The organism is Sphingobium sp. B7D2B, from assembly GCF_025961895.1.
Lineage (GTDB): Bacteria > Pseudomonadota > Alphaproteobacteria > Sphingomonadales > Sphingomonadaceae > Sphingobium.
On sequence record NZ_JAOQOM010000001.1, the window covers coordinates 942314 to 968949 of the forward strand.

23 protein-coding genes are annotated in these 26636 nt (G+C 65.5%); 9 read left to right on the forward strand and 14 right to left on the reverse strand.

Features of this window, described 5'->3' with window-relative positions; translation table 11 throughout:
- Positions 1-377 precede the first annotated feature (377 nt).
- Positions 378-1514 carry an LLM class flavin-dependent oxidoreductase gene (locus M2341_RS04155; protein ID WP_181558785.1) on the forward strand — a complete coding sequence of 379 codons (1137 nt, stop codon included), beginning with the start codon at positions 378-380 and terminating at the stop codon, positions 1512-1514.
- 164 nt (positions 1515-1678) lie between these two features.
- On the opposite strand, the gene M2341_RS04160 is transcribed toward M2341_RS04155, so the two are convergent.
- Entirely contained in the window at positions 1679-2389 is a 711-nt protein-coding gene (locus M2341_RS04160) for an anti-sigma factor family protein (protein WP_264584332.1), read from the reverse strand.
- Between the two features lie 28 nt (positions 2390-2417).
- Positions 2418-2876: an RNA polymerase sigma factor gene (locus M2341_RS04165; RefSeq protein ID WP_264572366.1), complete on the reverse strand. Its 459-nt coding sequence runs from the start codon at positions 2874-2876 to the stop codon at positions 2418-2420.
- 115 nt (positions 2877-2991) lie between these two features.
- Between M2341_RS04165 and M2341_RS04170 the strand changes: the two genes are divergently transcribed.
- Both M2341_RS04170 and M2341_RS04175 read left to right on the forward strand, forming a co-directional pair.
- Positions 2992-4308 carry a S8 family serine peptidase gene (locus tag M2341_RS04170; protein ID WP_264584333.1) on the forward strand — a complete coding sequence of 439 codons (1317 nt, stop codon included), beginning with the start codon at positions 2992-2994 and terminating at the stop codon, positions 4306-4308.
- A gap of 95 nt (positions 4309-4403) precedes the next feature.
- Positions 4404-5099 carry a hypothetical protein gene (locus tag M2341_RS04175; protein ID WP_264584334.1) on the forward strand — a complete coding sequence of 232 codons (696 nt, stop codon included), beginning with the start codon at positions 4404-4406 and terminating at the stop codon, positions 5097-5099.
- A gap of 108 nt (positions 5100-5207) precedes the next feature.
- On the opposite strand, the gene M2341_RS04180 is transcribed toward M2341_RS04175, so the two are convergent.
- The 5 genes from M2341_RS04180 to M2341_RS04200 all read right to left on the reverse strand — a co-directional run bounded on the left by M2341_RS04180 (position 5208) and on the right by M2341_RS04200 (position 10925).
- A complete protein-coding gene (locus M2341_RS04180; RefSeq protein WP_264584335.1) occupies positions 5208-6440 on the reverse strand; it encodes a serine hydrolase domain-containing protein in 1233 nt (410 codons plus the stop codon).
- Positions 6441-6580: 140 nt separating this feature from the next.
- Positions 6581-7426, reverse strand: coding sequence for a beta-etherase (locus M2341_RS04185; protein ID WP_264572128.1), 846 nt, complete (start codon positions 7424-7426; stop codon positions 6581-6583).
- 149 nt (positions 7427-7575) lie between these two features.
- Positions 7576-8385 carry a class I mannose-6-phosphate isomerase gene (locus M2341_RS04190; RefSeq protein WP_264584336.1) on the reverse strand — a complete coding sequence of 270 codons (810 nt, stop codon included), beginning with the start codon at positions 8383-8385 and terminating at the stop codon, positions 7576-7578.
- A gap of 3 nt (positions 8386-8388) precedes the next feature.
- The gene (locus tag M2341_RS04195; protein ID WP_413715215.1) at positions 8389-10059 is read right to left on the reverse strand and encodes an amidohydrolase; all 1671 of its coding nucleotides are present in this window, start codon (positions 10057-10059) and stop codon (positions 8389-8391) included.
- Positions 10056-10925, reverse strand: coding sequence for an NAD(P)-dependent oxidoreductase (locus M2341_RS04200; RefSeq protein ID WP_264584337.1), 870 nt, complete (start codon positions 10923-10925; stop codon positions 10056-10058). The genes M2341_RS04195 and M2341_RS04200 overlap by 4 nt, the downstream gene beginning before the upstream one ends.
- Positions 10926-10982: 57 nt before the next feature.
- Here M2341_RS04200 and M2341_RS04205 point away from each other — a divergent pair, with 57 nt between their 5' ends.
- Entirely contained in the window at positions 10983-12242 is a 1260-nt protein-coding gene (locus tag M2341_RS04205; protein WP_181558795.1) for a threonine ammonia-lyase, read from the forward strand.
- A 35-nt stretch (positions 12243-12277) separates the two neighbouring features.
- Here M2341_RS04205 and M2341_RS04210 read toward each other — a convergent pair whose 3' ends face one another.
- The 3 genes from M2341_RS04210 to M2341_RS04220 form a co-directional block, all read right to left on the reverse strand.
- On the reverse strand, positions 12278-12673 hold the full coding sequence (locus M2341_RS04210; protein ID WP_264572131.1) for a response regulator: 396 nt from the start codon (positions 12671-12673) through the stop codon (positions 12278-12280).
- A complete protein-coding gene (locus tag M2341_RS04215; RefSeq protein WP_264584338.1) occupies positions 12670-14166 on the reverse strand; it encodes a sensor histidine kinase in 1497 nt (498 codons plus the stop codon). The genes M2341_RS04210 and M2341_RS04215 overlap by 4 nt, the downstream gene beginning before the upstream one ends.
- A 107-nt stretch (positions 14167-14273) precedes the next feature.
- Positions 14274-14663 (reverse strand): nuclear transport factor 2 family protein, encoded by a 390-nt coding sequence (locus M2341_RS04220; protein WP_264574524.1) that lies wholly within the window; start codon positions 14661-14663, stop codon positions 14274-14276.
- Between the two features lie 128 nt (positions 14664-14791).
- On the opposite strand from M2341_RS04220, the gene M2341_RS04225 reads away from it, so the two are divergent.
- Together M2341_RS04225 and M2341_RS04230 are read left to right on the forward strand one after the other, a co-directional pair.
- A complete protein-coding gene (locus M2341_RS04225) occupies positions 14792-16417 on the forward strand; it encodes a GMC family oxidoreductase (RefSeq protein ID WP_264584339.1) in 1626 nt (541 codons plus the stop codon).
- 62 nt (positions 16418-16479) lie between these two features.
- The gene (locus M2341_RS04230; RefSeq protein ID WP_264584340.1) at positions 16480-17781 is read left to right on the forward strand and encodes an MFS transporter; all 1302 of its coding nucleotides are present in this window, start codon (positions 16480-16482) and stop codon (positions 17779-17781) included.
- Here the strand turns inward: M2341_RS04230 and M2341_RS04235 are convergent.
- Genes M2341_RS04235 through otsB form a run of 3 tightly spaced genes read right to left on the reverse strand, consistent with a single transcriptional unit; the run spans position 17760 to position 21900 of the window.
- On the reverse strand, positions 17760-19220 hold the full coding sequence (locus tag M2341_RS04235; RefSeq protein ID WP_264584341.1) for an alpha,alpha-trehalose-phosphate synthase (UDP-forming): 1461 nt from the start codon (positions 19218-19220) through the stop codon (positions 17760-17762). The genes M2341_RS04230 and M2341_RS04235 overlap by 22 nt on opposite strands.
- Positions 19217-21013, reverse strand: a complete 1797-nt coding sequence (locus M2341_RS04240) for a glycoside hydrolase family 15 protein (protein WP_264584342.1) — start codon at positions 21011-21013, stop codon at positions 19217-19219. Before M2341_RS04240 ends, M2341_RS04235 begins: the two co-directional genes overlap by 4 nt.
- Entirely contained in the window at positions 21013-21900 is an 888-nt protein-coding gene (gene otsB, locus M2341_RS04245; protein WP_264584343.1) for a trehalose-phosphatase, read from the reverse strand. Before otsB ends, M2341_RS04240 begins: the two co-directional genes overlap by 1 nt.
- Before the next feature lie 13 nt (positions 21901-21913).
- On the opposite strand from otsB, the gene M2341_RS04250 reads away from it, so the two are divergent.
- On the forward strand, positions 21914-22381 hold the full coding sequence (locus M2341_RS04250; protein ID WP_264584344.1) for a low molecular weight protein-tyrosine-phosphatase: 468 nt from the start codon (positions 21914-21916) through the stop codon (positions 22379-22381).
- Here the strand turns inward: M2341_RS04250 and M2341_RS04255 are convergent.
- Complete coding sequence (locus tag M2341_RS04255) at positions 22368-23297, reverse strand: 1-phosphofructokinase family hexose kinase (RefSeq protein ID WP_264584345.1); 930 nt, start codon at positions 23295-23297, stop codon at positions 22368-22370. The two genes, M2341_RS04250 and M2341_RS04255, sit on opposite strands and share 14 nt — an antisense overlap.
- Positions 23298-23571: 274 nt before the next feature.
- On the opposite strand from M2341_RS04255, the gene M2341_RS04260 reads away from it, so the two are divergent.
- On the forward strand, positions 23572-25542 hold the full coding sequence (locus tag M2341_RS04260) for an extracellular solute-binding protein (protein WP_264584346.1): 1971 nt from the start codon (positions 23572-23574) through the stop codon (positions 25540-25542).
- Positions 25539-26618 (forward strand): microcin C ABC transporter permease YejB, encoded by a 1080-nt coding sequence (locus tag M2341_RS04265; RefSeq protein ID WP_181558805.1) that lies wholly within the window; start codon positions 25539-25541, stop codon positions 26616-26618. Before M2341_RS04260 ends, M2341_RS04265 begins: the two co-directional genes overlap by 4 nt.
- The last annotated feature ends 18 nt before the right edge of the window (positions 26619-26636 follow it).

Genomic DNA, 26636 nt, shown 5'->3' on the forward strand with positions numbered 1-26636 from the left:
GCGCCGAGTTTTTTGGTCTCTTGACGTCGTCCAGCCCTGGTTGGGCTTGGCGAGAAACGCCATCCTCCTAACCGATCATTGGGGCCGAAACAACTTATTTATAGATATATATAAAAAACGATGTGAAGCTATGAGCGCTGGAGAAGGGTGCCGTTTTTGCGTCATCTGTCAACTTCCCTTCACTCGGGATATGACACGGAAAAGACGGTATATTAAGGCCTGTATTCCACGTGCGATGAGCCGTTTTTCCCGCGCTCGGTTCGCTCGCTGTCTGAGCGATCACCATTCGCGAGTCTCGCGAAATAATAATTTCTATTGTGTTTTAATTATTGCGTTGATAGTCGGGCCGTGACGATAAGATTTGCGGGAGAAAACCCATGTATGAGAGGCGCAACGTTCGTGCAGGCGTATTCCTGCCCCCACATCACGGCAACGATGAGGACGTAGCGCTCTGCATGCGTCGGGATTTCGAGCTTGTGGACTGGCTGGAGCATCTCGGTTTCGCCGAATTGTGGATGGGCGAGCATCATTCCGGTGGCATGCAAATATATGGCTCGCCAGAGCTGTTCATCGCGGCTGCGGCGGAACGGACCTCGAGGATCAAGCTCGGCGCCGGGGTGATCTCGGTGCCCTATCATCACCCTTACATGATTGCGGATCGCATCCTGCAGCTCGATCATCAGACACGCGGTCGGGCCATGTTCGGCTTTGGTCCCGGCATGCTGGTGTCCGATGCGCACATGTTGAACATCAAGCCGGAACAGCAGCGTGAGAGGCTGGTCGAAGGCTTGGATGTGATCGTCCGGTTGCTGGATGGCGAAGTCGTTGATCACGATAGCGACTGGTTCTCGCTGCGGGAGGCGAGCCTCCAAATGGCGCCTTATAGCTTCCGTCGTCCCGAAATGGCGGTCGTGACCTCCAAGACGCCGATCGGATCGCGCCTGGCAGGCAAATACGGTCTAGGCATCCTCACTCATGGCGGCGGCGATGTTGCTGCGGCATGGAAGCTGGCGGAAGAAGCCGGCAGCGCCCACGGCAATCAACTCAATCGCGATAATCTTCGTGTCGTGGTTTCCTTCCACTTGGCCGAGAGCCGCGCGGATGCCGCTGCGGCCATGCGTTTCGGGCTCGAGCCTTGGCTGGCTTATCTCGAAGCGCTCAACCCGAAAAGCTATGCGGATACGCGCGCCAAAGCCGGATCCGATCCGGAGCGCATCATCGCGGCGCGTGGCGGGTTGATCGGCACGCCAGACGATGCCGTCGAATATCTCGAGGCCTTGTGGGAAAAGACGGGTGGCTTCGGTTATATTACGATGACCGGGACCAACTGGATGGATTTCGAAGCGACCAAGCGGTCCTATGAGCTCATGATGCGCTACGTCATGCCGCGGTTTAACCGGGCCAATGCCCAACGGGAACGGTCCTTCAACTGGGTCCACGAGCGACGCGATGAATTCAGCGGTGCCAATCAGGCCGCTATTGCCAAGGCTGTTTCGGAGGGCGGGAAAAGCTGAGCCGGCAATATGGGGCAACTCGCGGGGTGGGCCGGTCGGTGAGAGGTGTGCGTCCCAGGTAAACTGGGACGGCGCCGCCCCAGAGTCGGGCTATCAAGGGTGGCAACTCGGGCCGATTGGCGCAGCAAGATCACCTTTTTTATCCACCGGCCTGCGCTGCAGCACTATTTCTTCCACCCTTTCGCCATGGCCTGCTTTTCCGCCGCCGCATCCAGCGGATCGCCGCTGATCTGGGCGTCCACATAGGCAATGATGGCGGCATTGCCGCTGGTCGCCATGCGATAGCTTCCCTCGGTCTGGCGGGGATGGCTGACCAGCGCGCGGACGGCCCAGCCGTCCTGGTCCCGACAGGCGACGCCGGCGGTGCTGGCGGTATCGAAGCTGCGGCAAATGTCGCCTTTGCCATCCTTGAAGGTGAGGCGCACCCTGACCGGCGCGGCGGCGCCATCGGCATCCCCGGCGCTGGCAAGCTGGGTGTCGAGTGCCTCGGTTAGCTCTGCGCTTGCGACCAGCCCGTCCTGAGCGGTCGCGCCGTCCTTTGGCAGCATCTGCGCCCCGACGAACCCCGCCACCAGTGCCGCCGCGACGGCCGCCCATTGCGGCAGGCCAAAGCCCGCACGGCTTGTGCGTCGCGCACGCGCTTCGGCCAGGCCTTGCACAGCCCCCTCGCTCGTTGCGATTGCGGCCATGCCCGCCGGCACCGGGGCAGCGGCAACAGGATCGAACGCTGCGCGCAGGCCCGCCTGCAACCGGCGCTGGGCTTCCAGCTTCTCGCCCAGCGCGGGATTGGCGGCGACGAGTGCGGCGACGCGCTTGGCCTCATCCTCGGGCAGTTCGCCATCGAGCCAGGCATAGAGCGTTTCGTCGTCGATCATGGGGCCGATCCTTGGGTCCGTCATCTGCTCATCCTTCGCCCACAAGCGCCAGCAGCGCATTGCGTCCACGCACCAGCCGGCTCGACAGCGTGCCGACGGGTATCTCCAATATCTCCGCGGCCTCTCGATAGCCGCAGCCTTCGATCAGCACGAGCGCGACAGCCTCGCGCTGGTCGTCCGGCAGCCGGGTCATGGCTGCCATCATCCGGTCGAGGTCCAGCCGGGCTTCGAGGCCGGGCCGGGGGTCTTCCCCCACCTGCTCGCCGGCTTCTTCTGGCAGCAGGCGCGCGGCCTCTCGATTTCGTGCGCGCGCCGTATCGATCCAGGCGTTGCGCGTGATCCGGTAGAGCCAGGAATCGAGGCGTGTGCCGGCCTGCCACTGGCTGCGGGACCGCAAGGCGCGCTCCACCGCGATCTGCGCCAGATCGTCCGCGTCGGCGGCGCTGTGCGACAGCCCATGTGCGAACCGGCGCAGGCGCGGCAACATGGCAGTGAGGCCTTCCTCGAACCCGTCCAAGCCAATTCCTTTCAGCTCTTGTGGATGAAACGACGCGGCACGAGCGTTTCATCCAAAGCTTGAGAAAAAATGATAAGGACCGACCATGGCGCGACAATCAACCGCAATTCTCCTGATCGCCGCTCTGCTCGGCGCAAGTGCGCAGGCGCAGCTTCTGCCGGGCAATCTCGGTCAGCTTCCGGGCCAGCTTCCCGGCCAGATCGCCGGCGGCGTGGTCGATCCGCTCTTGCGTGATGCGCCCGCGACCATCGGCGGCGCGGTGGACACGCTCAGCGTCCGTGCGGCCGATACGCTGGACCGGGTGTCCCTGCGTGATTTGCGCCGCGCCCGGCTCGATGCACTGATCCGCGCCAACCGCGATGTGCTGGAGGCGGATGCCGACGGCCAGCCGGTGCGGCGGGGAGAGATCATTGCGCTTGATGCGTCCCCTGATCTGCTCGCGCGCCTCAAGGCAGCGGGCTTCGAGACATTGCGGACGGAGACGATCGCGGAACTGGGTCTGCGCACCCATGTGCTCGGCGTGCCGCGCGGCGAGACGGCGCGCAAGGCACTGGAGCGCGCCCGCAAGCTCGCGCCGGAGGGCGTGTTCGATCTCAACCATGTCTTCGAGCCTGCCGGCGGCGCGCTGGAGGCGGCGGACGGCGCAGCAGCAGCCGGCGAGAGCGGGGCCGCCAGCGATGCGCCCATCGGCATGATCGACGGTGGCGTCGCGACCCATCCTGCGCTGGCTGGGGCATCGATCCGCCAACGCGGCTTTGCGGCGGGCGGGCCCAAGGGCAGCGGCCATGGCACGGCCATCGCCTCGCTGCTGGTCGGCCAGGACGGCGCGTTCAAGGGCGCCGCCACGGGGCGGGTATTGCTGGCGGCGGATGTCTATGGCGGCAATCCCGCTGCCGGATCGGCAGAGTTGATTGCGCAGGCGCTGGGCTGGCTGGTCAAGAGTGGCGCGCCGGTCATCACTGTTTCGCTGGTCGGCCCGCCCAATCAGTTGCTGGCCCGCGCCGTGGCGCTAGCGCAGCAGCGCGGCGTGACGATCGTTGCGGCGGTGGGCAATGACGGGCCTGCCGCGCCGCCCATGTATCCGGCTTCCTATCCCGGCGTGATCGCCGTCACCGGGGTCGATGGGCGGGACCGGGCGCTGCTCGAGGCGGGGCGCGCCAGGCATCTGGACTTCGCCGGGCCCGGCGCCGACATGGTCGCCGCGCTGCCCGGCAAGGGCTATGGCAAGGTGCGCGGCACCTCCTTTGCCGCGCCGCTCGTGGCGGCACGACTGGCCGCCGCGCAGGGCGCACCTGCGCGCCGCGTCACCACGGTCGCCGGCGAAGCGGTGAAGGGCAAGGGCAATGTCGGGCGCGGCATCGTCTGCAAAGCCTGTCGCACGGTGACCGCGACCGCCCGGTAAAATTTTTTCCGGCGGGTCGGGATGAAGTCCCATCCAGCCATCGTTCTCCTTTCGACGGGTCAGAAGAGAGGCCCGCATCTTGAAGGAGATGTCATATGAACCGGATTTTGATCACCACGTTCGCCGCTGCCGCCATTTTCGCGATGCCCGCGCAGGCGCAGCTCCTTGGTAATGCCGGCGGGTCGCTGGGCGGCACGCTTGGTGGCACGCTGGGCGGTGCCGGCAATCTTGGCGGTACGCTCGGCTCGGTCGGCTCTGCCTCGCAGAGCGTCACCGGCACCCTGTCCGGCGCGGGCCGGGCCGACACCAGCCGCTCGGTCGATACGCGCTCGGGTTCGGCCAGCGCCAATGCGGGTCTGGCCGGCACGGTTGCCGGCACCGTTGAGGGTGCGACGTCCGCGACTGGTCCGGCTGGCTCCGTGACCGGTGGCGGTGCGCTCGGCACCAGCCAGAGCATCGACAAGAGCGTCGGCGTCTCGGCGCAGGGTGTCGGCACCGATGCGGTTCGCAGCACGGCCCGGGAGGTCGTCGGAACGACCCGCGGCACTGTGCAGGGCACGACCAAGACGGCGCGGGGCACCGCTCGCGGCACAGTGGAGACCGCGAGCGGCACGGCCCGCGGTGCCGCTCAAGCGGCGCGCGGTACGGCGCGTGGCACGGCGAATGCTGCTCGCAACGCTGCCGGACAGGTGCGTGATACCGCCGGCTCGGTGGATGCCAGCGGCACCGTGAGCGGCTCGGTCCAGGGTTCCGGCGCGGCCGGCCAGTCTGCCAGCACCGGCGACGAGTAAGCCTCCCTCGCACCGTCGCCGCAGAACGGCGCTGTGTGGGACAGACCGTTCGGAATGCCCCGGCTTCGATGAGAGGCCGGGGCATTTCTGATGCTCAAGGGATAACGCTCAGCGCGGTGTCCAAGCGGCGGCGGCCTTCAGGAATGCAGCCGTCTCTTCGTCCGCGCTCATATTGGCTGGCGGGAAGTAGCTGAGCTTCACCACCACCGTGCGGCTCGCCGGATCGACGAACACATATTGCCCCTGCAGGCCGATGGCGGAGTAGGAGCCGCCGCCCAGCGTCCACCACTGATAGCCATAACCCATTGGCCCTGCTTCCTTGGGGTCGGTCGGCCGCGTCGATTCCGCGACCCAGGCGGCCGAGACGATCTGCTTGCCATTGGCCTTGCCGCCATCGAGCATCATCTGCCCCACGCGCGCCCAATCGCGCAGCGTGGCATTGTAGCCGGCGCCGTTGAACTCGCGGCCGACGCCCGGCGGGCCATCCATGATGAAGAAGCCGTCACGCTCGGCGCCCAGCGGCTCCCACAGATGCTTGGTCGCATAGCCGGCAATGGTGTCGCCGCCGCTCACCCGCTCGATCAGCCAGCCGAGCACGGCAGTGTCGATGGTCTTGTACTGGAACACAGTGCCCGGCGTGTGCAGCCGCTTCACGTGCCGCGCCATGTCGGCAAAGCGCGAGACATTCTTGACCAGCGCATTGATGTGATTGGTCGCGGCGATGCCGGGATTGGCGAAGTCGTAGCGCTCCTCATAGTCCACGCCCGAGCGCATCTGCAGGATGTGGCGGATCGACACGCCCTCATAGCCCGAGCCCTTCAGCTCAGGCAGATAGGCGGTGATGCGATCGTCGAGCGACTTGATCCGCCCTTCCGCCAGCGCGCTGCCGATGAGAATAGATGTCAGCGACTTGGTCATCGACCAGCCCATGAAGCGGGTCTGCTCATTGCTATTGTTGCGGTAGATCTCGGTGACGATCTTGCCGTCCTTCATCACCAGCAGCGCGTTGGTATAGGTGCGCTCCAGAAGGTCGTCGGCCTTGTAGGTCGTGCCCTTATAGGCATAGCTGAAATCGAGCGGCTTGTCGTTGCGCGGGAGCTGCCAGATCGGCCCGGAGCGCGGCGCTGAGCGCGTGGTGAACAGCGCGTCCATGCTGCGGAAGGTCAGGGACGCGACGTCCGCATCATTCATGTGCCAGCGCAGGATCTGCACGGCGGGCGCGACATCGGACTTCGCGCCGCTGGCGAGCACGGGCGGCAGTTCCTGCTGGGCGAGGGCAGGGGCGGCAACAATGGCGATAGGAGCCAGGGCCAAGCCGACCCGGCGAGCAAGATTTTTCATGATTATGTCTCCTCTCCTGCGCTGTGGGTAATCCGCGCGCGGGCGGACGGCAAGAGATCGCAAAAACGAACAGGCGGCACGCCGTGAAGCCTGCCGCCTGTCTGTCTTTTGTAGCCTCGAAAGGACGATGTTGCGGGCGCTCAGGCGGCCGGTTGGGCCTCGCCCTTGAGCCGCGCGGTTTCCGCCGAGGTGGACTGCGGGCCGGTGTTGCGGCTGGAGAGGCCGTTCTTGGCATTGCCCTTCACGAACGGTTCGGGATCGCCCTCGCGCAGTTGCAGGCCGAAGATGGGCGAGAGGCCGGGGTGGCGGCCGAGGCCGCCATAGAGATCGAACCCGCGCTCGATCCAATCGCGCAGCGGATCGTCGTCGGTCAGCACGGGGGTATCTGCTACCGAGGCGGTGAACAGGAACACGGCGAGCAGGCGGTAATCGGCATAATTGGGCGTATCGCCACCGAACCACTTATTCTCCGCCAGCACATTGCGCATGATCTGGAGGTTTGGCGGCACCTTGGGCAGGCGGTCTTCACGGCCCACGATGATGTCTTCGATCTTGCGGCCGAACATCCGCTCCCGCGATTCGGTGACATATTGATGATCCTGCGGCAGCGAGCGGTCACGATATTCCTTGAGGAAGCAGGTCATCCACGGGCTGATCGCTTCTTTCCACAGCCAGGCTTCCATGCCTTGGGTGAGGGCGCGCACGCTGGGGTGCGGGATGAGCGTCGGCCGGTCGGGATAGGTCTCGTCCAGATATTCGGCGATCAGCCAGCTATCGAGCACCCATTTGCCATCGTCGACGATCGCGGGCAGGCGCTCGGTCTTGCCGCCGGTGCGCTCGAGAATGCCGGTGAAGCCGCCGGGTACCGTGTCGATCTCGAAGCCCTTGTGGGCGATCGCATATTTCGTCGCCCACACGAAGGGGCTGATCGTCGCGCCGCTCGCCAACGCCAGATCGTAAAATGTGATTTTGTTGTCTTTTGCCATTGCAGAGCCTCTTTCAGTCCTCGCCATTGTCGGGCGCTGAATAGGGCGTTGCAATCTCGAATGCCAGTATTTTTGCGGCTAAGCGCAAGGGGAATGAGCGCAGCTGCGCGGGCCGCGCGCACTCTCTCATTGACTAAGTCTGGCAGGTGTCAGCTTTGCGCGATGAGGCCCCGGGCGGGTTCGGTCACGGTGAGCGTGGCGGAATCCGTCACCAGCCAGCACTCGCCCGCTGCCCAAGCCAGTCCGTCGATCGTGCCCCGGCCGCTCAGCGGCACGAACCAGCACGGACCATTAGCGCAGTCCAGGCTGTGGCTGCCTGCGTGCCAGCGCTCCAGCGCCAGCGTGAAGGGCGCCTCGTCGCGGCGGAGAAGCGTGTCCGCATCCACCTCTGCGATGTTGACCGGCGCCCTCGTATAGGGCTCGGCCCGACTCACGGCGACGCCGTCATCCAGATGCAGTTCGCGCGGGCGGCCATAATCGTACAGCCGATAGGTCACATCGACATTCTGCTGCACCTCGACCAGCGTGACGCCAGCACCGATGGCGTGGACAGTCCCGGCGGGGATGTAGAAGAAGTCGCCGGCCTTCACCGGCTTCCAGTCCATCAGATGCTCGATGCTGCCATCGAGCGAGGCGGCGCGCAGGGTCTCGTCGTCCAGCGGGCGGAGCGTCCCCATGCCAAGCGTCGCGCCGGGCTCGGCATCGAGGATGAGCCAGCACTCGCTCTTTCCGCCCGGCAGACCGCGCGCCTGGCCCTGCGCGTCATTGGGGTGAACCTGGACGGACAGGCGCTCGCTGGTGAAGATATATTTGACGAGCAGCGGCGGATGCTGGCCGTCCGGCCCATCGAACCAGACCTCGCCAATCTGCCGGCCCTGTCCATCGGGATAGGCCGCTGGCAGATCGGTGCGGCCCCAGGGCTTCTCGACATATTTGGTGGCAAGGCGAATGGCGTTCACGATTCAGCGATCCTTCAGAGCGACGCGCTTGCCGTCCATCCACAGTTCGAGGACCTGCGTCGCGGCAAGGTCGGTGGGGCTGGCCAGTTCGATGTCGCGGTCCAGAATGAGGAAATCGGCACGCTGGCCGGGTGCGAGATTGCCGAAGCGCTCCTCGGCAAATGCGGCATAAGCCGCGCCGCGGCCATAAGCGCGCAGCGCCTCCGCCAGCGTCAGGCGTTGCGTCGGCAACCAGCCGCCCGCTGGCTCGTTGCGGGCATCGAGCCGCGTGGTGGCGGACTTGAGGCCGATGAAGGCATCCGCCGGCTCCACCGGTGCATCGGAGCCGAACGCCAGCGGCACCTTGTTGTCCAGCATCGTGCGCCAGGCATAAGCGCCGCCGAGCCGCTCCGGCCCGAGCCGCCGCGTCGCCATCGCCCAGTCGGAGGTGGCGTGCTGCGGCTGCATGGAAGCGATCGTGCCGCTGCGCGCGAAACGGGCGAGACCGGCCGGGTCGACGATCTGCGCATGTTCGATCCGCCAGCGCCGGTCGCCCTTGTAGGTCTCGCTCAGCTCCTCGATGGCATCCAGCGTCTCGGCATTGGCCTGATCGCCAATGGCGTGTACGGCAAGCTGGAAGCCGTCCATCGCTGCCCGGCTCATCTGGTTGCGCAACTGGGCTGAGGTCAGCAGGGCTAAGCCGCTCTCCTTGGGCGCATCGGCATAAGGCGCCTTGAGCCAGGCGCCGCGTGACCCGAGCGCGCCATCCAGCACCAGCTTCACGCCACCGAGGCGCAGGCGATCATTATAGAGCCACGGCGTCGGCGCAGGCCCGGCGATCAGCGCGGCCTGCTCCATGCCGGCGGCATAGCCCAGGATGCGGATCCGCAGCGCGCCCCGGTCGCCGGCGCGGCGATAGGCCTGCCAATGCTCGATGCTGGTGCCCATGTCTGCGACGGTGGTGACGCCGCGCGCCAGCAGCGCATCCTGCGCGGCGGACAGTGCCGCGTCATAATCCTTGGGCTGGGGGCGGGGGAGGGCAGGCGTCATCAGCGCCATCGCCTTGTCCACGAGGATGCCGCTGGGCCGCCCTGCGACCATCTCGATCCGCCCGCCGACGGGCGCCTTGCTGGTCGGCGCGATCTTTGCGGCGGCCAGCGCGGCGGCATTGGCCCAGCCGGCATGACCATCCACGCGCTCCAGCCAGATCGGGCGCCCATCGCCCAGCCCATCGAGGTCGGCGGCAGTCGGGAAGCGACCGAGGTTCCACTTCTCGTGATTCCAGCCAAAGCCGATGATCCACGGACGGCCGGGGTTGGCCGCAGCGAAGGCGGCGATCTTCTGCCGCGCCTCTTCGAGCGAATTGGTGTCGCTCAGGTCCAGATTGAGGCGCGAGAAGCCGAGATCGATGACATGGACATGCGCATCGATGATGCCGGGCATCAGCGTGCGGCCTTTGCCGTCAAAGCGGAAGCTCGGCCGATCGGGGCGTTTCTCGCCGCGCGCCAGCCGCTTTTCTACCCGTCCATCGTCGCTGATGACAAGGCCGGTGAAATGCACGAGGTCGCCGGTCGCATCGACCGTGATGCCGTTCACATTATCGATCAGGCCCTGCGCGTCCGCGCGGGTCGCGCCCATGCCCAGTCCGAGCGCGAGCGCCGCCAGAACGGCGCTTGTCCTTCGTGCAAAACTCATGGCTTGCGCAGGCGCCTCACCAACGCGCTGGTATCCTGCCGTCCGCCGCCCATGGCGACGACCTCGGCATAATATTGATCGACCAGCGCCGTGACCGGCAATGTGGCGCCGAGCGTGCGCGCTTCATCGAGGGCGAGGCCCAGATCCTTGCGCATCCACTCCACTGCGAAGCCGAAATCGAAGCTGTCCTCGCTCATCGTCTTCCAGCGATTGTCCATCTGCCAGCTTTGCGCGGCGCCGCCACCAATCGCTTCCTGGACCTTGCCGAGGTCGAGCCCTGCTGCCTGCGCGAACCGCAGCGCTTCGGAGAGGCCCTCCAGCACGCCGGCGATGCAGATCTGGTTGACCATCTTGGTGGTCTGGCCCGCGCCGGCCTCGCCACAATGCACGATGCGGGCGGCATAGCTTTGCATGACCAGCCGCGCCGCCTCGACCGCCGCCTGCGTGCCGCCGCACATCACCGAAAGCGTGCCCCCCTGCGCGCCGGACTGGCCGCCGGAAACCGGCGCATCGACGAAATGAAGCCCCCGGCTCTCCGCCTCGTCGGCGAGCTGCCGCGCGATCTTGGCGGAGACGGTGGTGTGGTCGATGAACAGCCCGCCGGGCCGCATCGTCCGGAACGCGCCGTCGCGCCCGATGGTCACCGCTTCGAGATCGGCATCATTGCCGACGCAACTGATGACGACCTCGGCCTCCGCCGCCGCTTGCGCGGGGCTGACCGCCGCTTCGCCGCCATGCTGCTCGACCCAGGCCTGGGTCTTGCCCATCGACCGATTGAACACCGAGAGGTCGTGCCCGGCGGCGGCGAGATGCCCCGCCATTGGTCCGCCCATCACTCCCAGCCCGATAAACGCGATTTTTGCCATAAGCAGGGCATAGTGGCAGTTTGCAGGATGCGCCAGATGGGAGTAGGGGGCGGCGCCATGAACAGGATCGAACCGCTTGAGCCCCTGACGGCCAGTGCCGATGCGCTGCCCGTCTCCGTCGCCGATGTCCGCGCGGCGGCGGCGCGAATTTCGGGCTCGATCCTGCGCACGCCCACGGTGGTCAGCAAGACGCTCTCGCAGATGACTGGCGCCACCGTCTATCTCAAGTTCGAGAACCACCAGTTCACCGCTGCCTACAAGGAGCGCGGCGCGCTCAATCGCCTGTTGCTGCTGGACGATGCGTCGCGGTCCAAGGGTGTTATCGCGGCGTCGGCCGGCAACCATGCGCAGGGCCTTGCCTATCACGGCGCCAAGCTCGGCGTACCCGTTACCATCGTCATGCCCATGACGACGCCGCTGGTGAAGGTGATGCAGACCGAGGGTCACGGCGCGACCGTGGTGCTGGAAGGCGAGAAATTCGAGGACGCCTATAATCACGCGCGCAAGCTGGAAGCCGAGCGCGGGCTGACCTTCGTCCACCCCTTCGACGAGCCGGACATCATCGCCGGGCAGGGCACCGTGGCGCTGGAGATGTTGGAGGACGCGCCGGAGATCGACACGCTGGTCATTCCCATCGGCGGCGGCGGGCTCTTCTCTGGCATGGGCACCGCCGCGCGCGGCATCCGCCCGGATATCGAGCTGATCGGGGTTCAGGCCGAACTCTACCCCTCCATGTACGATGTGGTGAAGAGCGCCAACCTGCCGTGCGACGGCGACACTCTGGCCGAGGGCATTGCGGTCAAGGAGCCGGGGCAGCTCACGCGCCGCTTCGTCACCGCGCTCGCCAATGATGTGGTGCTCGTGACCGAGCGCGCGCTGGAACAGGCGGTGAGCCTGCTGCTCCAGATCGAGAAGACCGTGGTCGAGGGCGCTGGCGCCGCCGGTCTCGCCGCACTGATCGAGCACAAGCCGCTGTTCGCCGGCAAGACGGTGGGCCTGGTGCTGTGTGGCGGCAACATCGATACGCGCCTGCTCGCCAATGTGCTGCTGCGCGATCTGGCCCGTTCAGGCCGATTGGCGCGCCTGCGCATCATCATGCAGGATCGTCCCGGCGCGCTGTTCCATGTCGCTCGCATCTTCGATCAGGAGGCGGTGAACATCCTGGAGCTCTCCCACCAGCGGATTTTCACCAATCTGCCCGCCAAGGGCCTGACTCTGGATGTGGAGTGCGAGACGCGCGACGAAGCCCATCTCCAGCGGTTGATGCAGGCGCTGGCTGTGGCGGGCTACGATACAACGCCGGTCGAGCTGGCCTGAAAACGCCGCCGCGCCGGTGACGCGGCTTTGACCGGTCAGGTCAGCGGCGTGTCGGGTTCCGGCTGGCTGGCATTTCTGAATGCCAGCGCCGTCTGGAGCGCGTCATCCAACGCGGCCACGCTATAGGGCTTGGTCAGCGTGGTGACGTGCGCGAACGCCTCGGGGTGCAGCGCGCCGCCATAGCCGGTCACGAAGATGCACGGCGTGCCCTTGTCTCGCAGCATTTGCGCCAGCGGATAGCTTTGCTGGCCATGGATGTTCACATCCAGAATGGCGAGGTCCAGCGCCTGTCGGCCGATCAGCTCTGCCGCACTGTCGAAGCTGTGCGCCAGAACGGGGTTCGCGCCGCGATCCAGCAGCTTGTCTTCGAGGACGAGCGCGATGATCGGCTCGTCCTCAACGATCAGGATGGTCAGGTCGTCCAGTCTCATGAAACAATCGATGCGTTGGTGAGCTTTGCCTTGATGGTGCACAGCAGGCCGGTCGGCCGAAAGTCTATGACGACGCCGCTGGCCCGCTCCGTCGAGAAGCCGTGCTCGATGAGGCGCGACCCGAAACCGCGACTTGCGGGTTGCTGGACGGGCGGGCCACCGCGTTCTTCCCAACGCAGGTCGATCAATCGGTAATCCTCTTCTTCGTCCTCGATCGTCCAGCTCAGGTCTATGTGACCTTCAGGCACGGACAAAGCCCCATATTTCACAGCATTGGTGCAGAGTTCGTGAATGATCATGGAGAGGGACACCGCCGTCTGCGGCGCGATGGTGAAATCCCGGCCATCGAGATGCACCCGTGCCAGATCCTCGCCGATGGAGGCTTCGGCCGCACTGCGCACCGTCTCGATGAAGCCGGCGGTTTTCCAGTTGCTGGTCGTCAGCAGGTTATGGGCCGCCGCCAGCGCCGCGAGCCGCGCATTGAAGGTCTGACGCGGAACCTCGGACCCCGGCATCTGGCGGAATGACTGCATCGCGAGGCCCTGGACGATCGCCAGCGTGTTCTTCACGCGGTGATTGAGCTCGTTCATCAGCAGGGCCTGCCGCTCTTCCGATTCCACCTGGTCGGTCACGTCATGGCCCTGGACGAACACCCCGGAAACAGTCCCGCCTTCGCCCACGGTGGGTTGATAGACGAAGTCGAGAAAGCGCTCCTGCACCTCGGTTCCCTCGTCATTCTGCAGCAGCACCTTGAGGCGACGCCCGATGAAGGGTTTGCCCGAGCGATAGACCTGGTCGAGCAGGTTCAGGAAGCGCTGCCCGCTCACTTCCGGCAGTGCGTCCTTCACCCGCTTGCCCAGCAGATCCCGGCCCCCGACCAGCTTGTGATAAGCGGCATTCGCCATGCGGAACTCATGATCCGGCCCGTGCAGAATGGCCACGAAGCCCGGCGCCTGCTCGAACAGGGATTTGAACTGCCCGGCCTCTTCCGCGAGGTCCAGATTGCGCGCCTGCACGGCATTGGCGCGCTGGATCAGGCCCATTTCATCGCGCATGGCCCGCAGCGTCTGCAGTTCGGTGACGTCGACCGTGTGCTGCAGGATGTAGGCGACCTTGCGTGCCTCATCCGCAAAGGGCGTGTGCGTCGCACTCCAGTAGCGCACGTCCATGCCGCCGTCGGGCGTGGGAATGTCGTAACGGATGAGCGCGATCTCGTCTTGTTTGCCGGAGGCGAAAACCCGCCGGAACGAGGATTCCAGTTGCCGGTGACTCTCCGAGTCCGGGTCGCTCGGAAAGGCATCGAACATGTTCTGGCCCAGCAGCTTATCGCGGGTGCGCATGGTCACCTGCAGATAAGCGTCGTTCATCCAGACGATCCGCAGATCGCTATCGAGCAACACATAGGGATTGGGAGAACGCGCCAGCAGGGCCTGAAAATCGATCGTCACGGAGCCCTCGGAAAAGACGGACGGCGGTAGAATCCAGCCCGACAATGCACGATCTTGCGCGTCGGTTGCACAGAGTCAATTTCATTCCACCGGCGCCGCCCAAAGCCCGACGATTTTTGGTCGCATCTGCACGGGCGGCGAAGGCCCGCTGCTCAGAACATCCCGTTCGCGTTCGGCCCGCCGAGCTTCACGTCCTGCGCGACATCCCAATGCTCCACAATGAGGCCGTTCTCGATCCGGAAGATGTCAACCACCGCCCAGCCGCTATCGTCCGGCCAACGGCGGACGTGGTAGTGAACGATGACATGATCGCCATCGGCAAACATGCGCTTCACATCATGCACGCCCTGGGGATGCACCGACCTGATATGGTCGAGAAACGCCTTGAATGGCGCGCGCCCCGTTTCGACCGAGGGATTGTGCTGGATATAGTCGGGCGCGATGAACCGGTCCACGGCGCCCGAATCCATGGGGTTGAGCACCTCGTCGAAAAGGCCGCGCACCAGCGCCAGATTGGCTTCCTCATCGGCGGTATATCGCATCTCATCGCTCTCCATTGCGGCAGGCGTGCGTTATCGCACTTGTGCTCGTGCATATGCACCGTAAGACCAGCAGGGCAAAGGCCGCAACGGTCTGGCAGAGACAGCGTGGAGGGGAGGGCGACCGACCGATGGGTGAGGCGGACTTCGTCATCGTGGGGGCAGGCAGTGCGGGCTGCGTGCTGGCCAATCGCCTGAGCGCGCAGGCCGGAACCTCCGTCACGCTGCTGGAGGCGGGCGGCGAGTGCCGTCATCCGATCATCGATATGCCGCTCACCTGGATGCAGGCCGCCGCGACCGAGCGCTTCATCTGGGGCAATGAGAGCGAGCCGGACCCGCAAATGGGCAATGGCACCCAGCCCATTCCGCGCGGCAAGGCGCTCGGCGGCAGTTCCTCGATCAACGGCACCATGTATATTCGCGGCCACGCGGCGGACTATGATCGCTGGCGCGACATGGGCTTGCCCGGCTGGGGCTTCGATGATGTGTTGCCCTATTTCCGCCGCTCGGAGACCAATTGGCGGGGAGCGGATGCCGACCATGGCGGGACGGGCGAACTGCACGTCACCGCGATGAAGCCGGACCCGGTGCTGTTCCCCGCCTTCATGCATACCGCGCGCAATCTGGGCTATGACGAGGAACCGGATTTCAACGTGCCGCGCCCGGAGGGGTTCGGCATTCCCGATTGCACGATCCGCGCGGGGCGGCGGCACAGCACGGTGCGGGCGTTCATCGACCCGGTGCGGGGTCGCCCCAATTTGCGGATCGAGACCCACGCGCTCGCCTCGCGCGTCATCATCGAGCATGGCCGGGCGGTCGGGGTCGAGTATCGCAAGGGCGGGACCGTGCGTCAGGTGCGGGCGCGCCGCGAGGTGATCCTGTGCGGCGGCGCGATCAACTCGCCGCAACTGCTCATGCTCTCAGGCATCGGCCCGGCGGCGCATCTGGCTGACATGGGCGTGCCGGTGCTGCGCGATCTGTCGGGCGTGGGCGCCAATCTGCAGGATCATCCGATCGCGCTCAGCTTCTGGCAGGCCGCCGCGCCGGTGACCTTTGACGATCAGTTGCGGCTCGACCGGATCGCCCTGCATGCGGTGCGCTGGGCCTTGTTCGGCACCGGCAATATGGCGCAGAGCCCCATGTCGGTTCAGGGCTTCCTGCGCTCTGGGCCTTTGCAGGATCGGCCGGATCTTCAGTTTCAGATCGTCCACGCAAGCTACGCGGCGCGGCCCTGGTTCCCCGGCTGGCGAAAAGGCGCGGGGCACCAGTTTTCGGCCGGCACGCTGCTGCTCAACCCCGAGAGCCGGGGCAGCATCGCGCTGCGCTCCGCCGATCCAGAGGCGCTGCCCAAAATCCACCTGAATTTCCTGAGCGAACAGGGCGACCTTGATCGGCTCTTATGGTCGATGCACTTCATGCGCCGTTTCTTCGCGACAGCGCCGGCGCGTGATCTGGTCGCCGCAGAAGTCGCGCCCGGCTCCGATGCAGCAGATGATGCCGCGCTTGAAGGCTGGCTGCGCGCAACCGCGCGGAGCGGGGGCCATCCCGCCTGCACCTGCGCCATGGGCACCGACGATGCTGCCGTGCTGGATGCGCAGTTGCGGGTGCGCGGGGTCGAGAGCCTGCGGGTGGTCGATGCGTCCTCCATGCCGGCGCTGATCCGGGGCAATACCAACGCCCCCGTAATCATGATCGCGGAAAAGGCGGCTGACCTCATTCTGGGCAAGACGGCGCCGGCCGAGCCAGCGCAGCGATGATGGACGAGCAGGAACGGCCAGACCGGATGAACCGGCGGCGAGGGTGAGAGGATGGGACCGAGATGAGCCAGAGCGACGCAATTCTGTCGGCCGATGCACAAGCGGACCCGCCGGCGCCTGCCAAGGCGGCCAGCGGATTTCAGATCTACATCGTCGGCCTGCTGAGCTTCATCATCATGGTTATCGATGGCTATGACATCGGATCGATGCCCGTGATCGTGCCGCATCTGGCGCAATTGTGGGGTGAAGCGCCGGCCCTGTTCGCACCGGCCTTGTCTGCCGTGGTCATCGGCCTGGGTCTCGGCGCCTTCTTTCTCGGACCGCTGGGCGACAAGGTCGGGCGGCGCACGACGACCGTTGTGGCGCTGGGCGTTATCAGCTTCGCGACACTCGGCACGTCATGGTCGCAGACGGTCAGTCAGCTCTTTTGGTGGCGCTTGCTCACGGGCACGGCGCTGGGCGCCTGCCTGCCCAACGTGCTGGCGATCCTCGCGGAGGTGATGCCGGCCAAGCGGCGGGCGAGCGCAATGACCATTGTCGGCTGCGGCATTCCGGTCGGGGCAGCCGGTGCCGGCGTCGTGGTGCCATGGCTCACCGCCGGGCGCGGGTGGGAAGCGGCGTTCACCGTCCCGGCGACCTTCATGTTCGTGATCACGATTCTTCTCGCGCTGTTTCTCACGCGCCTTCCGGCGGCGCCCATAGCGGCCAAACCGGCGCGCGAGCGGGCGTGGCACTGGACGGACATTCCCATATTGGCGCCGCTGGGGCGCGGCTATCTGCTGCGCACCACGCTGTTTTCCGCGCTGTTCTGCTTCAACGCCTTGTCCATGTACATGCTGGCGAGCTGGCTGCCGACGGTGCTGCGCGGGGTCGGCTTCAGCTTCGAGACGTCGGCCCATATGGCTTCCATCGTGCAGATCGGCGGACTGGTCGGCGGCCTCATTCTGGCTACGCAGATCGACCGTCACCGCACGATTCCGGCGCTGTTGGCAGGCTATGCGCTGGTGTCGCTCGGCTTGGTGGCGCTGGCGGTGCTGGCGCCGACATTCGCTACCTGGGGTCTGCTCATGCTGATTATCGGCATGGGCGTCGGCGGCGCCCATATCGCCCTGACGGCCGTGGCCGCGAGCATCTACCCGATCACGATGCTGTCGGCCGCCATCGGTCTGGCGGTCGCCGTCGCGCGCGTGGGTGCGATGGCGGGGCCGCTCGTGGGCGGGGCGCTGATCGCTGCCAACATGTCCGCCAGCATGTTCTTTCTGGCGCTGCTGGTGCCGGTCGGCTGCTGCATCCTGTGCGTGCTCGCCTTCTCCAAGGCGCGGATCGCGACCGCGCCCTCCGCTCAGGAGGAGGCTGCAGCCTGAGCGGCCTCTTTCGTATCTGCGCCTTCTGAACTCTCAGAGGCCTCGGCAGTGCTCCCTCGCGGCGGGTGTTCGCTCGTCAGCAGATCGAGGAAGCGCTTGAGCCACCAGCGAATGTCCTGCGTTTCCACGCTGTCCATCATAGCCCGCCAGCGCGTCTTGCGCTCTTCGAGCGGCATGAGCAGCGCCTGGTGCAGCGCGTCGGCCAGTTCTTCCGGGCTGAACGGGTTGACCAGCAGGGCATCCTGCAATTGCTCGGCGGCGCCGGCATAACGGGAGAGGATGAGGACGCCGGGATTTTCCGGGTCTTGCGCCGCGACATATTCCTTGGCGACAAGGTTCATCCCATCCCGCAATGGCGTCACCAGCGCAGCGCGCGCGGAGCGGTACATGCCGGAGAGGGCAAGCCGGTCATAGCCGCGGTTCACATAGCGCAACGGCACCCAATGGGCGGTGGCGAACTCGCCGTTGATATGGCCCGAGAGCGCGTCGAGTTCGCGTCGGATGTCCTGATAGCTGGCGACCTGCTCGCGCGATGGTGGCGCGATCTGGAGGAAGGTGACCTTTTCCTGAAATTCGGGATGGTCCTGCAGCAAGCGGCTGTACCCGTGAAAACGCTGCTCCATGCCCTTGGAATAATCGAGCCGGTCGACCCCCATGATGAGGTCGCGGCCTTCGAGACTGCGCAGGATGCTTTCGCGCGCTTCATCGGCTTCCGGGGTGGTCGCGCTTTTGGCGAAGTCCCCCGCATCGATGCCGATCGGGCAGGCGACGACCCGCACGGTCCGGTCGCCGATGCGGATCACACCGTCCGATATCTCCGCCTCGGGGAACTGGTCGTGGACATAATAGAGGAAGGAATCGAGCCAGGCCTGGCACTGGAAGCCCAGCAGATCATAGGCGAACAACGCATTCACCAGCTTGGCGTGGCTCGGCAGGGAGGTCAGCAGGCGCGCAACGGGCCAGGGCGTGTGGAGGAAGAAGCCGGTGCGGTTGGTCACATCGCGTTTGCGCAGTTCCGCGCCGAGCGGGATGAGATGGTAATCGTGGACCCAGATCAGGTCTTCGGGCGTGATCAGCGGCAGCAGGGTGTCGGCGAAGCGCTCGTTCACCCTCGCATAACCGCCCGCGAAGTTGCGCTCGAATTCTGCGAGGTCGGTCCGGTCGTGAAAGAGCGGCCAGAGCGTGCGATTGGCAAAGCCGTTATAATATTCGTCGATATCCTGGGGTTCGAGGTCGACGGTGGCGGTGGTGACGCCATCACTCTTGCTGAAATTCACATGACCGGTGAACGTCTCGGTTTCATTGCCCGACCAGCCGAACCAGATGCCGTTTGTCTCGCGCAGCGCCGATGACAGCGCGACCGCGAGGCCGCCCTGATTGGCTTGTCCTTCCCCCGTCGGCGGGCTGACGCGGTTCGACACGATGACGAGGCGAGTCATCTGATGGTACTCCACGGCTTGCTGAGCAGAACGGCGCAGTTGATTAATCCAACCAACGAATAGGTTTGGGGATAGTTGCCCCACAGTTCGCCCGTGGCTGGGTCGATATCCTCCGAGAGCAGGCCGGCGGCAGTGCGGCGGCTGAGCATTTCCTCGAACAACACCCGCGCCTCGTCGACCCGTCCGGTGGCGTGCAGCGCCTCGATCAGCCAGAAGGTGCAGACGTTGAAGGCGGTCGAGGGCAGGCCGAAATCGTCCTCGGTGGCATAGCGCAGCATGTGGCTGCCGCGACGCAACCCCTGCTCGACGGCCTCGAGCGTGGTCTTGAATCGCGGATCGCCGGGCGAGAGAAAGCGTAGGTCCAGCAACTGGATGATGCTGGCATCCAGATCGTCGCCCCCGAATGTCGCGGACATGCGGCCTGTGTCCTCCCGCCAGGCCGCATCGATAATGGTCTGGCGCATGCGATCGGCCCGGCCCTGCCAGAAGGCGGCCCGTTCCGGCAGATCAAGCGCGGCGGCGGCATTGGCCAGTCGGTCGCACGCCGCCCAGCACATGGCGGCGGAGTAGGTGTGGACATGGCTGCGGGTGCGCAGCTCCCACAGACCGGCATCGGGCTTGTCATAGACGTCCCACGCGCGCTCGCCCACGGCCTCAAGCGCATGGAAATCGTCGGTGCCGCCCATGCGCAGCAGCCGCCGATCAAAGAAGCTCTGGGTGCTGGAGAGGACGATCTGGCCATAGGCATCGTGCTGGATCTGCTCGGCGGCCTGATTGCCGACGCGCACCGGTCCCATGCCGCGATAGCCGGCGAGCCCCGGCGCGATCCATTCGGTCAGCGTGGCCTCGCCGCCCACGCCGTACAACGGCTGGATATGCCCCCCGCGCGCATTGTCGACGAGGTTGCGCAGATATTCGAGATAGCTCTCCAGAACATCGAGCGCCCCGAGCCGGTTGAGCGCCTGCACGGTGTAATAAGCGTCGCGAATCCAGCAGTAGCGATAATCCCAGTTGCGCCCGCTATCGGCATGTTCGGGCAGCGATGTGGTCAGCGCCGCGACGATGGCACCGGTTTCCTCATGCTGGCACAGCTTGAGCGTGATCGCGGCGCGAATGACCGCCTTCTGCCACTCTACGGGCGTGGCGAGGCCGCGCACCCAGCTCTGCCATTCACGGATCGTCCGGTCGAGCATGGTATCCAGTGTGATGCGCAGATCGTCGGCAAAGCTCTCGTCTGGCCCGAGAAAGAAGTGCAGCGGCCGCTCGACCCGGAACAGCCGCTCGTCCTCGATCCAGCCGACCGGCGCGGTTGTCGTCAGGCGCAGGGTCATGTCCGAGAGCATGTAGCGGATGTGATTGGTGCCGCGCGTGCGGTGCGGATCGCGCGCCCCCCAGTCGCGCGCCGGGCGCAGGCGGATGCGGATACGCGGACTGCCCGCCACCGGCTTGACGATGCGGGCATAAGCGACCGGACGGAACATGCGCCCGCTGCGGTGGAAACGCGGGCAGAAGTCGATGACCTCGATGGCGTTGCCATGCTTGTCCTCATGCCGCGTCACCAGCACCGGCGTGTTGCGCACATAATGCTGCGTCGTCTCCACGCAGTCTTCCAGGTCGATTTCCCAAAAGCCGCGCGCGCCCTCGGCGGCGCGCGGGGCCGGGTCGAGCAGGGAGGAGAAGGCCGGGTCGCCATCCACCCGTGGCACGCAGCCCCAGACGAAGCGGCCAGCCCGGTCGATCAGGGCGGAGACCTGGCAATTGCCGATGGGCCAGAGGTCGAGTGTTGCAGTCATCAGAGCAGGTCCTCCAGCCAGGCATGTACGGCGCGCGGATTGGCAAGCTTGTATTGGGCTGCGGTCGGTCGCCGATCGCCCACGATCACGCCGACGCCGCCAAGCGCCTGCGCGGCGAGAAACGCGGCCTCGTCTGTCTCGTCATCGCCAAGGAACCACGGCGAGGTGCCTGCCATGGGCGCGCGGCTCATCAGGGTGCGCACGGCCTTGCCCTTGTCGCCGCCGGGCATCCGCAGTTCCGTCATCATCTTACCGGGCTGGTAATGGAGGCCGAGGTCGTTAGCGAGGCGGGTGGCGAGGGCGGTGGCTTCCGCCTCGATCTGTGGCGCCATGCGGAAATGCAGCGCGACGCCATAGCTCTTGTCCTCGACGATCACCCCCTCATGCTGACCGGCGAAGGCGCGAAAGTCCGCAGCGGCTTCGTCCAGTCCCTTGGGCCGCACCGGATGCGCCGCGACGCCGCGCCAGCGATGTTCGCTGCCATGGCTGCCGGAAACCGCCAGATCCTGCGCGATAGGGCCGAGAATGGCGTCGATCTGCGCGATGGAGCGCCCACTCACGACCGCCAGACGCCCGTCGAGCCGCGTCGACAGCCGGGTGAGGAGGCTGCGCAGACGCTCGTCTGCGATTACCTCTTCGGGATGGTCGATCAGCTCGAAGAGCGTGCCGTCCAGATCCAGAAACAGGCTGAGATGGTCGAGGGTGTCGATTGAGGGCGCTGGAAGATCGAATGCGGACGGATGCGAAATGGTGATTCCCCTGTCATGGTTGGGTCCGCCGTGATTGGGTTCGGCGTGGCTCTCGTTGCGAACGCCCGCACATGGGGGCGGGTTCCTGTCTCGCGGCCTGGCCGAAGCGCGGCCGGGTCGCGTTCGTCGTCCGCGCATGATAGCGAGGCACATGCTCAAGCCAACCCCATCCGCCATTTTGTTCGTCTGTCTCGGCAATATCTGCCGGTCGCCTTTGGCCGAGGCGGCCTTCCGCCACGAGGCGTCGCTGGCCGGCCTCGATGTGACGGCGGACTCGGCGGGCACGGGCGACTGGCATGTCGGGCGGCCGCCCGATCCGCGCGCGCAGGCCACCGCGCTGCGCCATGGCATCGACATCTCGACCTATCGCGCGCGGCAGATAGCCCCGGCGGATTTCCAGCGCTTCGACATGATTTTTGCGCTGGATGGGGACAATCTCGCCAACATCCGGCGCCTCGCGCCCGCAGGGCATCGCGCTCATGTCGGCCTGTTGCTGGACATGGTGTCGGGGCGGGAGGGGCAAGCCGTGGCCGACCCCTATTTTGGCGATGAAGCCGGGTTCGATGTGACCTGGCGAGACGTGCAGGCGGCGGCGCGCGCGCTGGTCAGCCGGTTTTGATCTGCGCGTAGAGGCGGTCGATGTCGGCCGGGCGGGCGAGGTCGGTGCCCGGCGTCAGCACCGCCGCAGTGCCGCCGGCAATGCCATAGCGGAAGGCATCTTCCACCGGCCAGTCGCTGGCCAGCGCATAGACCATCGCGGCGACGAAGCTGTCGCCGGCGCCGACCGCGCTTTTCGCGTCGATGGGGATGGCGGGGTGATAGAGGGTGCTCTCTGCCGTCGCCAGCACCGCGCCTTCATGGCCGAGAGTGACCGCGACATAGCGGGCGCGGCCCGATCGCACGATCTCCTGCGCTGCCGCCGCAATGGCGTCCGGACCTTTCAGGTCGCGCCCGACGAGCTGCTGCAATTCGCCCTGGCTCGGCTTGACCAGCAGCACATGCTCGCCGCTTAGGCCACCGCGCAGACCGGCGCCTGAACTGTCGAGCACGAAGCCGATGCCGCGCGGCGCCAGCGCGGCGGCAAGCTGCCCGTAGAAATCCTCCGGCACCCCGGGCGGCAGCGATCCGCTGGCCACGAAATAATCGCACGTCACCTGACTGAGCTGGTCGAGCGCCAGCCGCCATTCGGCTTCCTCCACCACCGGGCCCGGCGGCGTGAAGCGATATTCCTTTCCGCTCTCCTTCTCCAGCACCGAGGTCGCGACGCGGGTTTCGCCCTGGATCGGAATCTGCGCGCGCACCAGTTGATGCCGGTCGAGCAAGCCATCCAGCGCCACGCCCGTCGCCCCGCCGGACAGGTAATGCACCCGCGCATTGCCACCCAGCCGCACGAACACGCGGGCGACATTGATGCCGCCGCCGCCGGGATTATGATATTCGCCAGCCGTCCGCATCTTGTGCGTGGCGAAGACCTTGTCGACCTCGTAGGCCACATCGATGGTGGGATTGAGGGTGAGCGTGGCGATGTTCTTCATGCGCATGGGCTAGCAGGACGCGCGCGGCGATCAAAGCCGTGCCGCGCTGTGCGGCAGCCGGTTGCATTGGCGGAGCAGGCGCGGCACGATGACGAGCAGGGCGTTTACGCGCCTGGCAGCGCGAATTATGACAAGATAAGTTCGATTCGAATTGTTAGTTAGGTCAACTAAAGTTAGACATTGAACCAACGGAGCGGGTGAGGCGACATTCGGCGCAAGATCGAATGAGCATCACCGGTTTGCTGGACTCCATCTGGGGTTCGGAAGGGAGAGTATGGCTGGAGATGCTGCGGACGGCCCGAATGACCATGGCCTGGATGATGGCGGCCCGCCCCCATCTGCCGGGCCGGTGAGGCAGCGCCTCGGGGTGCTTCGGCAACTCCTGCTGGCGCTTCTCTGCCTTCCGCTGCTGCTGACGATCAGTTCCGCCAGCGTGCAGGCCGTGCCGGGCGGCAATGAGCTGATCTCCAGCCATGCCTATGCGGTGTTCGGCACGCCGAAATACGGCCCCGGCTTCAAGCATTTCGACTATGCCGATCCCAAGGCGCCCAAGGGCGGCACGCTGCGGGTGGCCTATATTGGCGGCTTCGACAGTCTCAATCTCATGGCCCTGCTCGGCACCCCGCCAATCGGCATGATGCAGGTCTATGAGCCGCTGATGCGGCGCAGTTCGGACGAGCCGGCGATGCGCTACGCGCTGGTCGCTGAGTCGATCACTTATCCCAAAGATATTTCATGGATGGATTTCCATCTCGATCCCCGCGCCCGCTGGCATGATGGCGTGCCGATCACGCCCGAGGACATCATCTTCACCATCGATCAGGCCAAGGGTCTGGTGACGCCGTCGCTCAAACGGCTGGAGCAGGCCGTGACGCGTGCGGAAAAGCGCGGGCCGCACACGGTGCGCGTCTATTTCACCCAGCCTAACAATCCCACGCTGCCGACGGTGGTGATGGATATGTGGCTGCTCCCCCGCCATTATTACGCGAAGCACGCGCTCAATGCCGCCTCGCTCGACCGCCCCTTGGGCAGCGGCCCCTACAAGGTCGGCCGCTTCAGCCAGGGGCGCTGGATCGAATATGAGCGCGTGAAGGATTATTGGGCCAAGGATCTGGCGGTCAATAAGGGCCGCTACAATTTCGACATCATCCGGCACGATTATTACCGGGACCAGACGGTGGCCTATGAGGCCTTCCTCGCCGGCAATGTCGACTTCCGGCAGGAAACGAGTGCAGTACGCTGGGCGAGCGAGAAGCAATTGCCGGCCTTCCGCGCCGGCCAGATCAAGCGACAGGTCATCGATTACCGCAGCCCGTCCTTCTATCTGGGCATCGTCATGAACACGCGGCGGCCCGCGCTGGCGGATCGCCAATTGCGGCGCGCGCTGATGCTGGCCTATGATTTCGAGTGGGTGCGCCGGACCCTGCTCGCCGGGCATCATGGCCGCCTGCACAGCTTCTACACCAACAGCGAGTTTGCGGCCGAGGGACTGCCGCAGGGGCGGGAGCTGGAGCTGCTCCAATCCGTGCGGGACGAGGTGCCGGGCGAGGTGTTCACCAAGGCGCCGGACTTGCCGGTCGGCGGGAACTGGCGCAATCGCCGGGCCAATCTCATCGAGGCGGTGCAGATCCTGCGGGCGGCGGGCTATCGCTATCAGGACGGCCGGCTGATCGACAAGACAACCGGTCGCCCCATGGCGCTCGAGCTGATCAGCTATTCCCCGCTGATGGACCGGCAGGTTTCGCTCTTTGTCGAGAATGCGCGGCAACTGGGCATCGCCGTCAGTTTCCGCTCCTTCGACAGCGCGCAGTTCCGGCATCGGCTGCGCCATTATGATTATGATCTGCTGCTCAACATCCCGATGTTCCCCGGCCATGAAACGCCGAGCATCGGCCAGACGCTGATCTGGGGGTCGCACGCTGCGGATCAGCCGCAATCGCTGAACTATCCGGGCGTCAAGAATCCCGCGGTCGACAAGATGCTGGCGCAAATGATCACCGCAACGGACCGGGAGACCGTGGTCGGCGCGATGCGGGCGCTCGATCGCATCCTGCTGTGGAATTTCTACGCCATTCCCTTCCAGCATGATTACCCGGCGCCGGTGGGGCAGATGCCGATCACCTATTGGGACCGGTTCGGCATGCCGAAAAAGCAGCCCGCCTATAATTTCCCGATCATGACGCTGGATACGTGGTGGAGCGACCCCGGCAAGACGGCTGGGCACGCACAAGGACAGTCTTCATGACGGCGCTCTGGTCCTATGTCGCCCGCCGGCTCCTGCTGATGGTGCCGACGCTGATCGGCATCGTCACGATCACCTTCATCATCATCCAGTTCGTGCCCGGCGGCCCGATCGACCAGATTCAGGCGCGGTTCGCCGGCACCGCGATGGACGCGACGGCCACCATCGGCGGCAGCGTGGACACCGGGGCGAGCAGTGGCATCATGCCCACCGGCGAGCTGGACCCGGCGATGGTGAAGGAGCTTGAGAAGCTCTACGGTTTCGACAAGCCCGTGCTCTATCGCTACTTCAAGATGCTCGGCGATTTCGCGCGATTCGAGTTCGGCAACAGCTATTACAAGGACCAGCCGGTGATCGATCTGATCATCGAGAAACTGCCGGTTTCGATCTCGCTGGGCCTCTGGACCACGCTCATCACCTATCTCGTCGCCATTCCGCTCGGCATCCGCAAGGCCGTGCGTGCGGGCACTGCGTTCGATGCCTGGTCGAGCTTCTTCGTGACCATCGGCTATGCCATTCCGGGCTTCCTGTTCGCGGTGCTGCTGGTCGTGCTGTTCGCGGGCGGCACGTTCTGGAGCATCTTCCCGGCGCGGGGCCTTGTCTCGGACAATTGGGAGGAGCTGTCGCTCATCGGCAAGGTGCTCGATTATCTCTGGCACATCACCCTGCCGGTGGCCGCGATGGTCATCGGCGCCTTCGCCAACCTCACCATGCTCACCAAGAATTCGATCCTCGATGAAGTGGGCAAGCAATATGTGACCACGGCGCGAGCCAAGGGCCTCTCCGAGAACGGCGTCCTCTATGGCCATGTCTTCCGCAACGCGATGCTCATCGTCATCGCCGGCTTTCCGGCCGCCTTCGTCAGCGTGCTGTTCACCTCCTCGCTGCTGATCGAGGTGATCTTCTCGCTGGATGGCCTCGGGCTGCTGGGCTTCGAGGCAACGATCAACCGGGATTACCCGGTGATGCTGGGCTCGCTGTTCATCTTTTCGCTGCTCGGCCTGCTGACCAATCTGCTCGGTGACGTCACCTATGTGCTGGTCGACCCCCGCATCGACTTCGAAAGGCGGGACGTCTGATGAACGCCGAAACGCCCG

Excerpts from the sequence above, each read along its gene's own strand:
- M2341_RS04265 (WP_181558805.1), top strand. The coding sequence starts at position 25,539 with ATGACGGCGCTCTGGTCCTATGTCGCCCGCCGGCTCCTGCTGATGGTG.
- M2341_RS04155 (WP_181558785.1), top strand. The coding sequence starts at position 378 with ATGTATGAGAGGCGCAACGTTCGTGCAGGCGTATTCCTGCCCCCACAT.
- M2341_RS04250 (WP_264584344.1), top strand. The coding sequence starts at position 21,914 with ATGCTCAAGCCAACCCCATCCGCCATTTTGTTCGTCTGTCTCGGCAAT.
- otsB (WP_264584343.1), bottom strand. The coding sequence starts at position 21,900 with ATGCGCGGACGACGAACGCGACCCGGCCGCGCTTCGGCCAGGCCGCGA.
- M2341_RS04240 (WP_264584342.1), bottom strand. The coding sequence starts at position 21,013 with ATGACTGCAACACTCGACCTCTGGCCCATCGGCAATTGCCAGGTCTCC.
- M2341_RS04210 (WP_264572131.1), bottom strand. The coding sequence starts at position 12,673 with ATGAGACTGGACGACCTGACCATCCTGATCGTTGAGGACGAGCCGATC.
- M2341_RS04235 (WP_264584341.1), bottom strand. The coding sequence starts at position 19,220 with ATGACTCGCCTCGTCATCGTGTCGAACCGCGTCAGCCCGCCGACGGGG.
- M2341_RS04185 (WP_264572128.1), bottom strand. The coding sequence starts at position 7,426 with ATGGCAAAAGACAACAAAATCACATTTTACGATCTGGCGTTGGCGAGC.
- M2341_RS04175 (WP_264584334.1), top strand. The coding sequence starts at position 4,404 with ATGAACCGGATTTTGATCACCACGTTCGCCGCTGCCGCCATTTTCGCG.
- M2341_RS04180 (WP_264584335.1), bottom strand. The coding sequence starts at position 6,440 with ATGAAAAATCTTGCTCGCCGGGTCGGCTTGGCCCTGGCTCCTATCGCC.
- M2341_RS04165 (WP_264572366.1), bottom strand. The coding sequence starts at position 2,876 with ATGTTGCCGCGCCTGCGCCGGTTCGCACATGGGCTGTCGCACAGCGCC.
- M2341_RS04170 (WP_264584333.1), top strand. The coding sequence starts at position 2,992 with ATGGCGCGACAATCAACCGCAATTCTCCTGATCGCCGCTCTGCTCGGC.
- M2341_RS04160 (WP_264584332.1), bottom strand. The coding sequence starts at position 2,389 with ATGATCGACGACGAAACGCTCTATGCCTGGCTCGATGGCGAACTGCCC.
- M2341_RS04200 (WP_264584337.1), bottom strand. The coding sequence starts at position 10,925 with ATGGCAAAAATCGCGTTTATCGGGCTGGGAGTGATGGGCGGACCAATG.
- M2341_RS04255 (WP_264584345.1), bottom strand. The coding sequence starts at position 23,297 with ATGAAGAACATCGCCACGCTCACCCTCAATCCCACCATCGATGTGGCC.
- M2341_RS04220 (WP_264574524.1), bottom strand. The coding sequence starts at position 14,663 with ATGCGATATACCGCCGATGAGGAAGCCAATCTGGCGCTGGTGCGCGGC.
- M2341_RS04260 (WP_264584346.1), top strand. The coding sequence starts at position 23,572 with ATGGCTGGAGATGCTGCGGACGGCCCGAATGACCATGGCCTGGATGAT.
- M2341_RS04225 (WP_264584339.1), top strand. The coding sequence starts at position 14,792 with ATGGGTGAGGCGGACTTCGTCATCGTGGGGGCAGGCAGTGCGGGCTGC.
- M2341_RS04195 (WP_413715215.1), bottom strand. The coding sequence starts at position 10,059 with ATGAGTTTTGCACGAAGGACAAGCGCCGTTCTGGCGGCGCTCGCGCTC.
- M2341_RS04205 (WP_181558795.1), top strand. The coding sequence starts at position 10,983 with ATGAACAGGATCGAACCGCTTGAGCCCCTGACGGCCAGTGCCGATGCG.
- M2341_RS04230 (WP_264584340.1), top strand. The coding sequence starts at position 16,480 with ATGAGCCAGAGCGACGCAATTCTGTCGGCCGATGCACAAGCGGACCCG.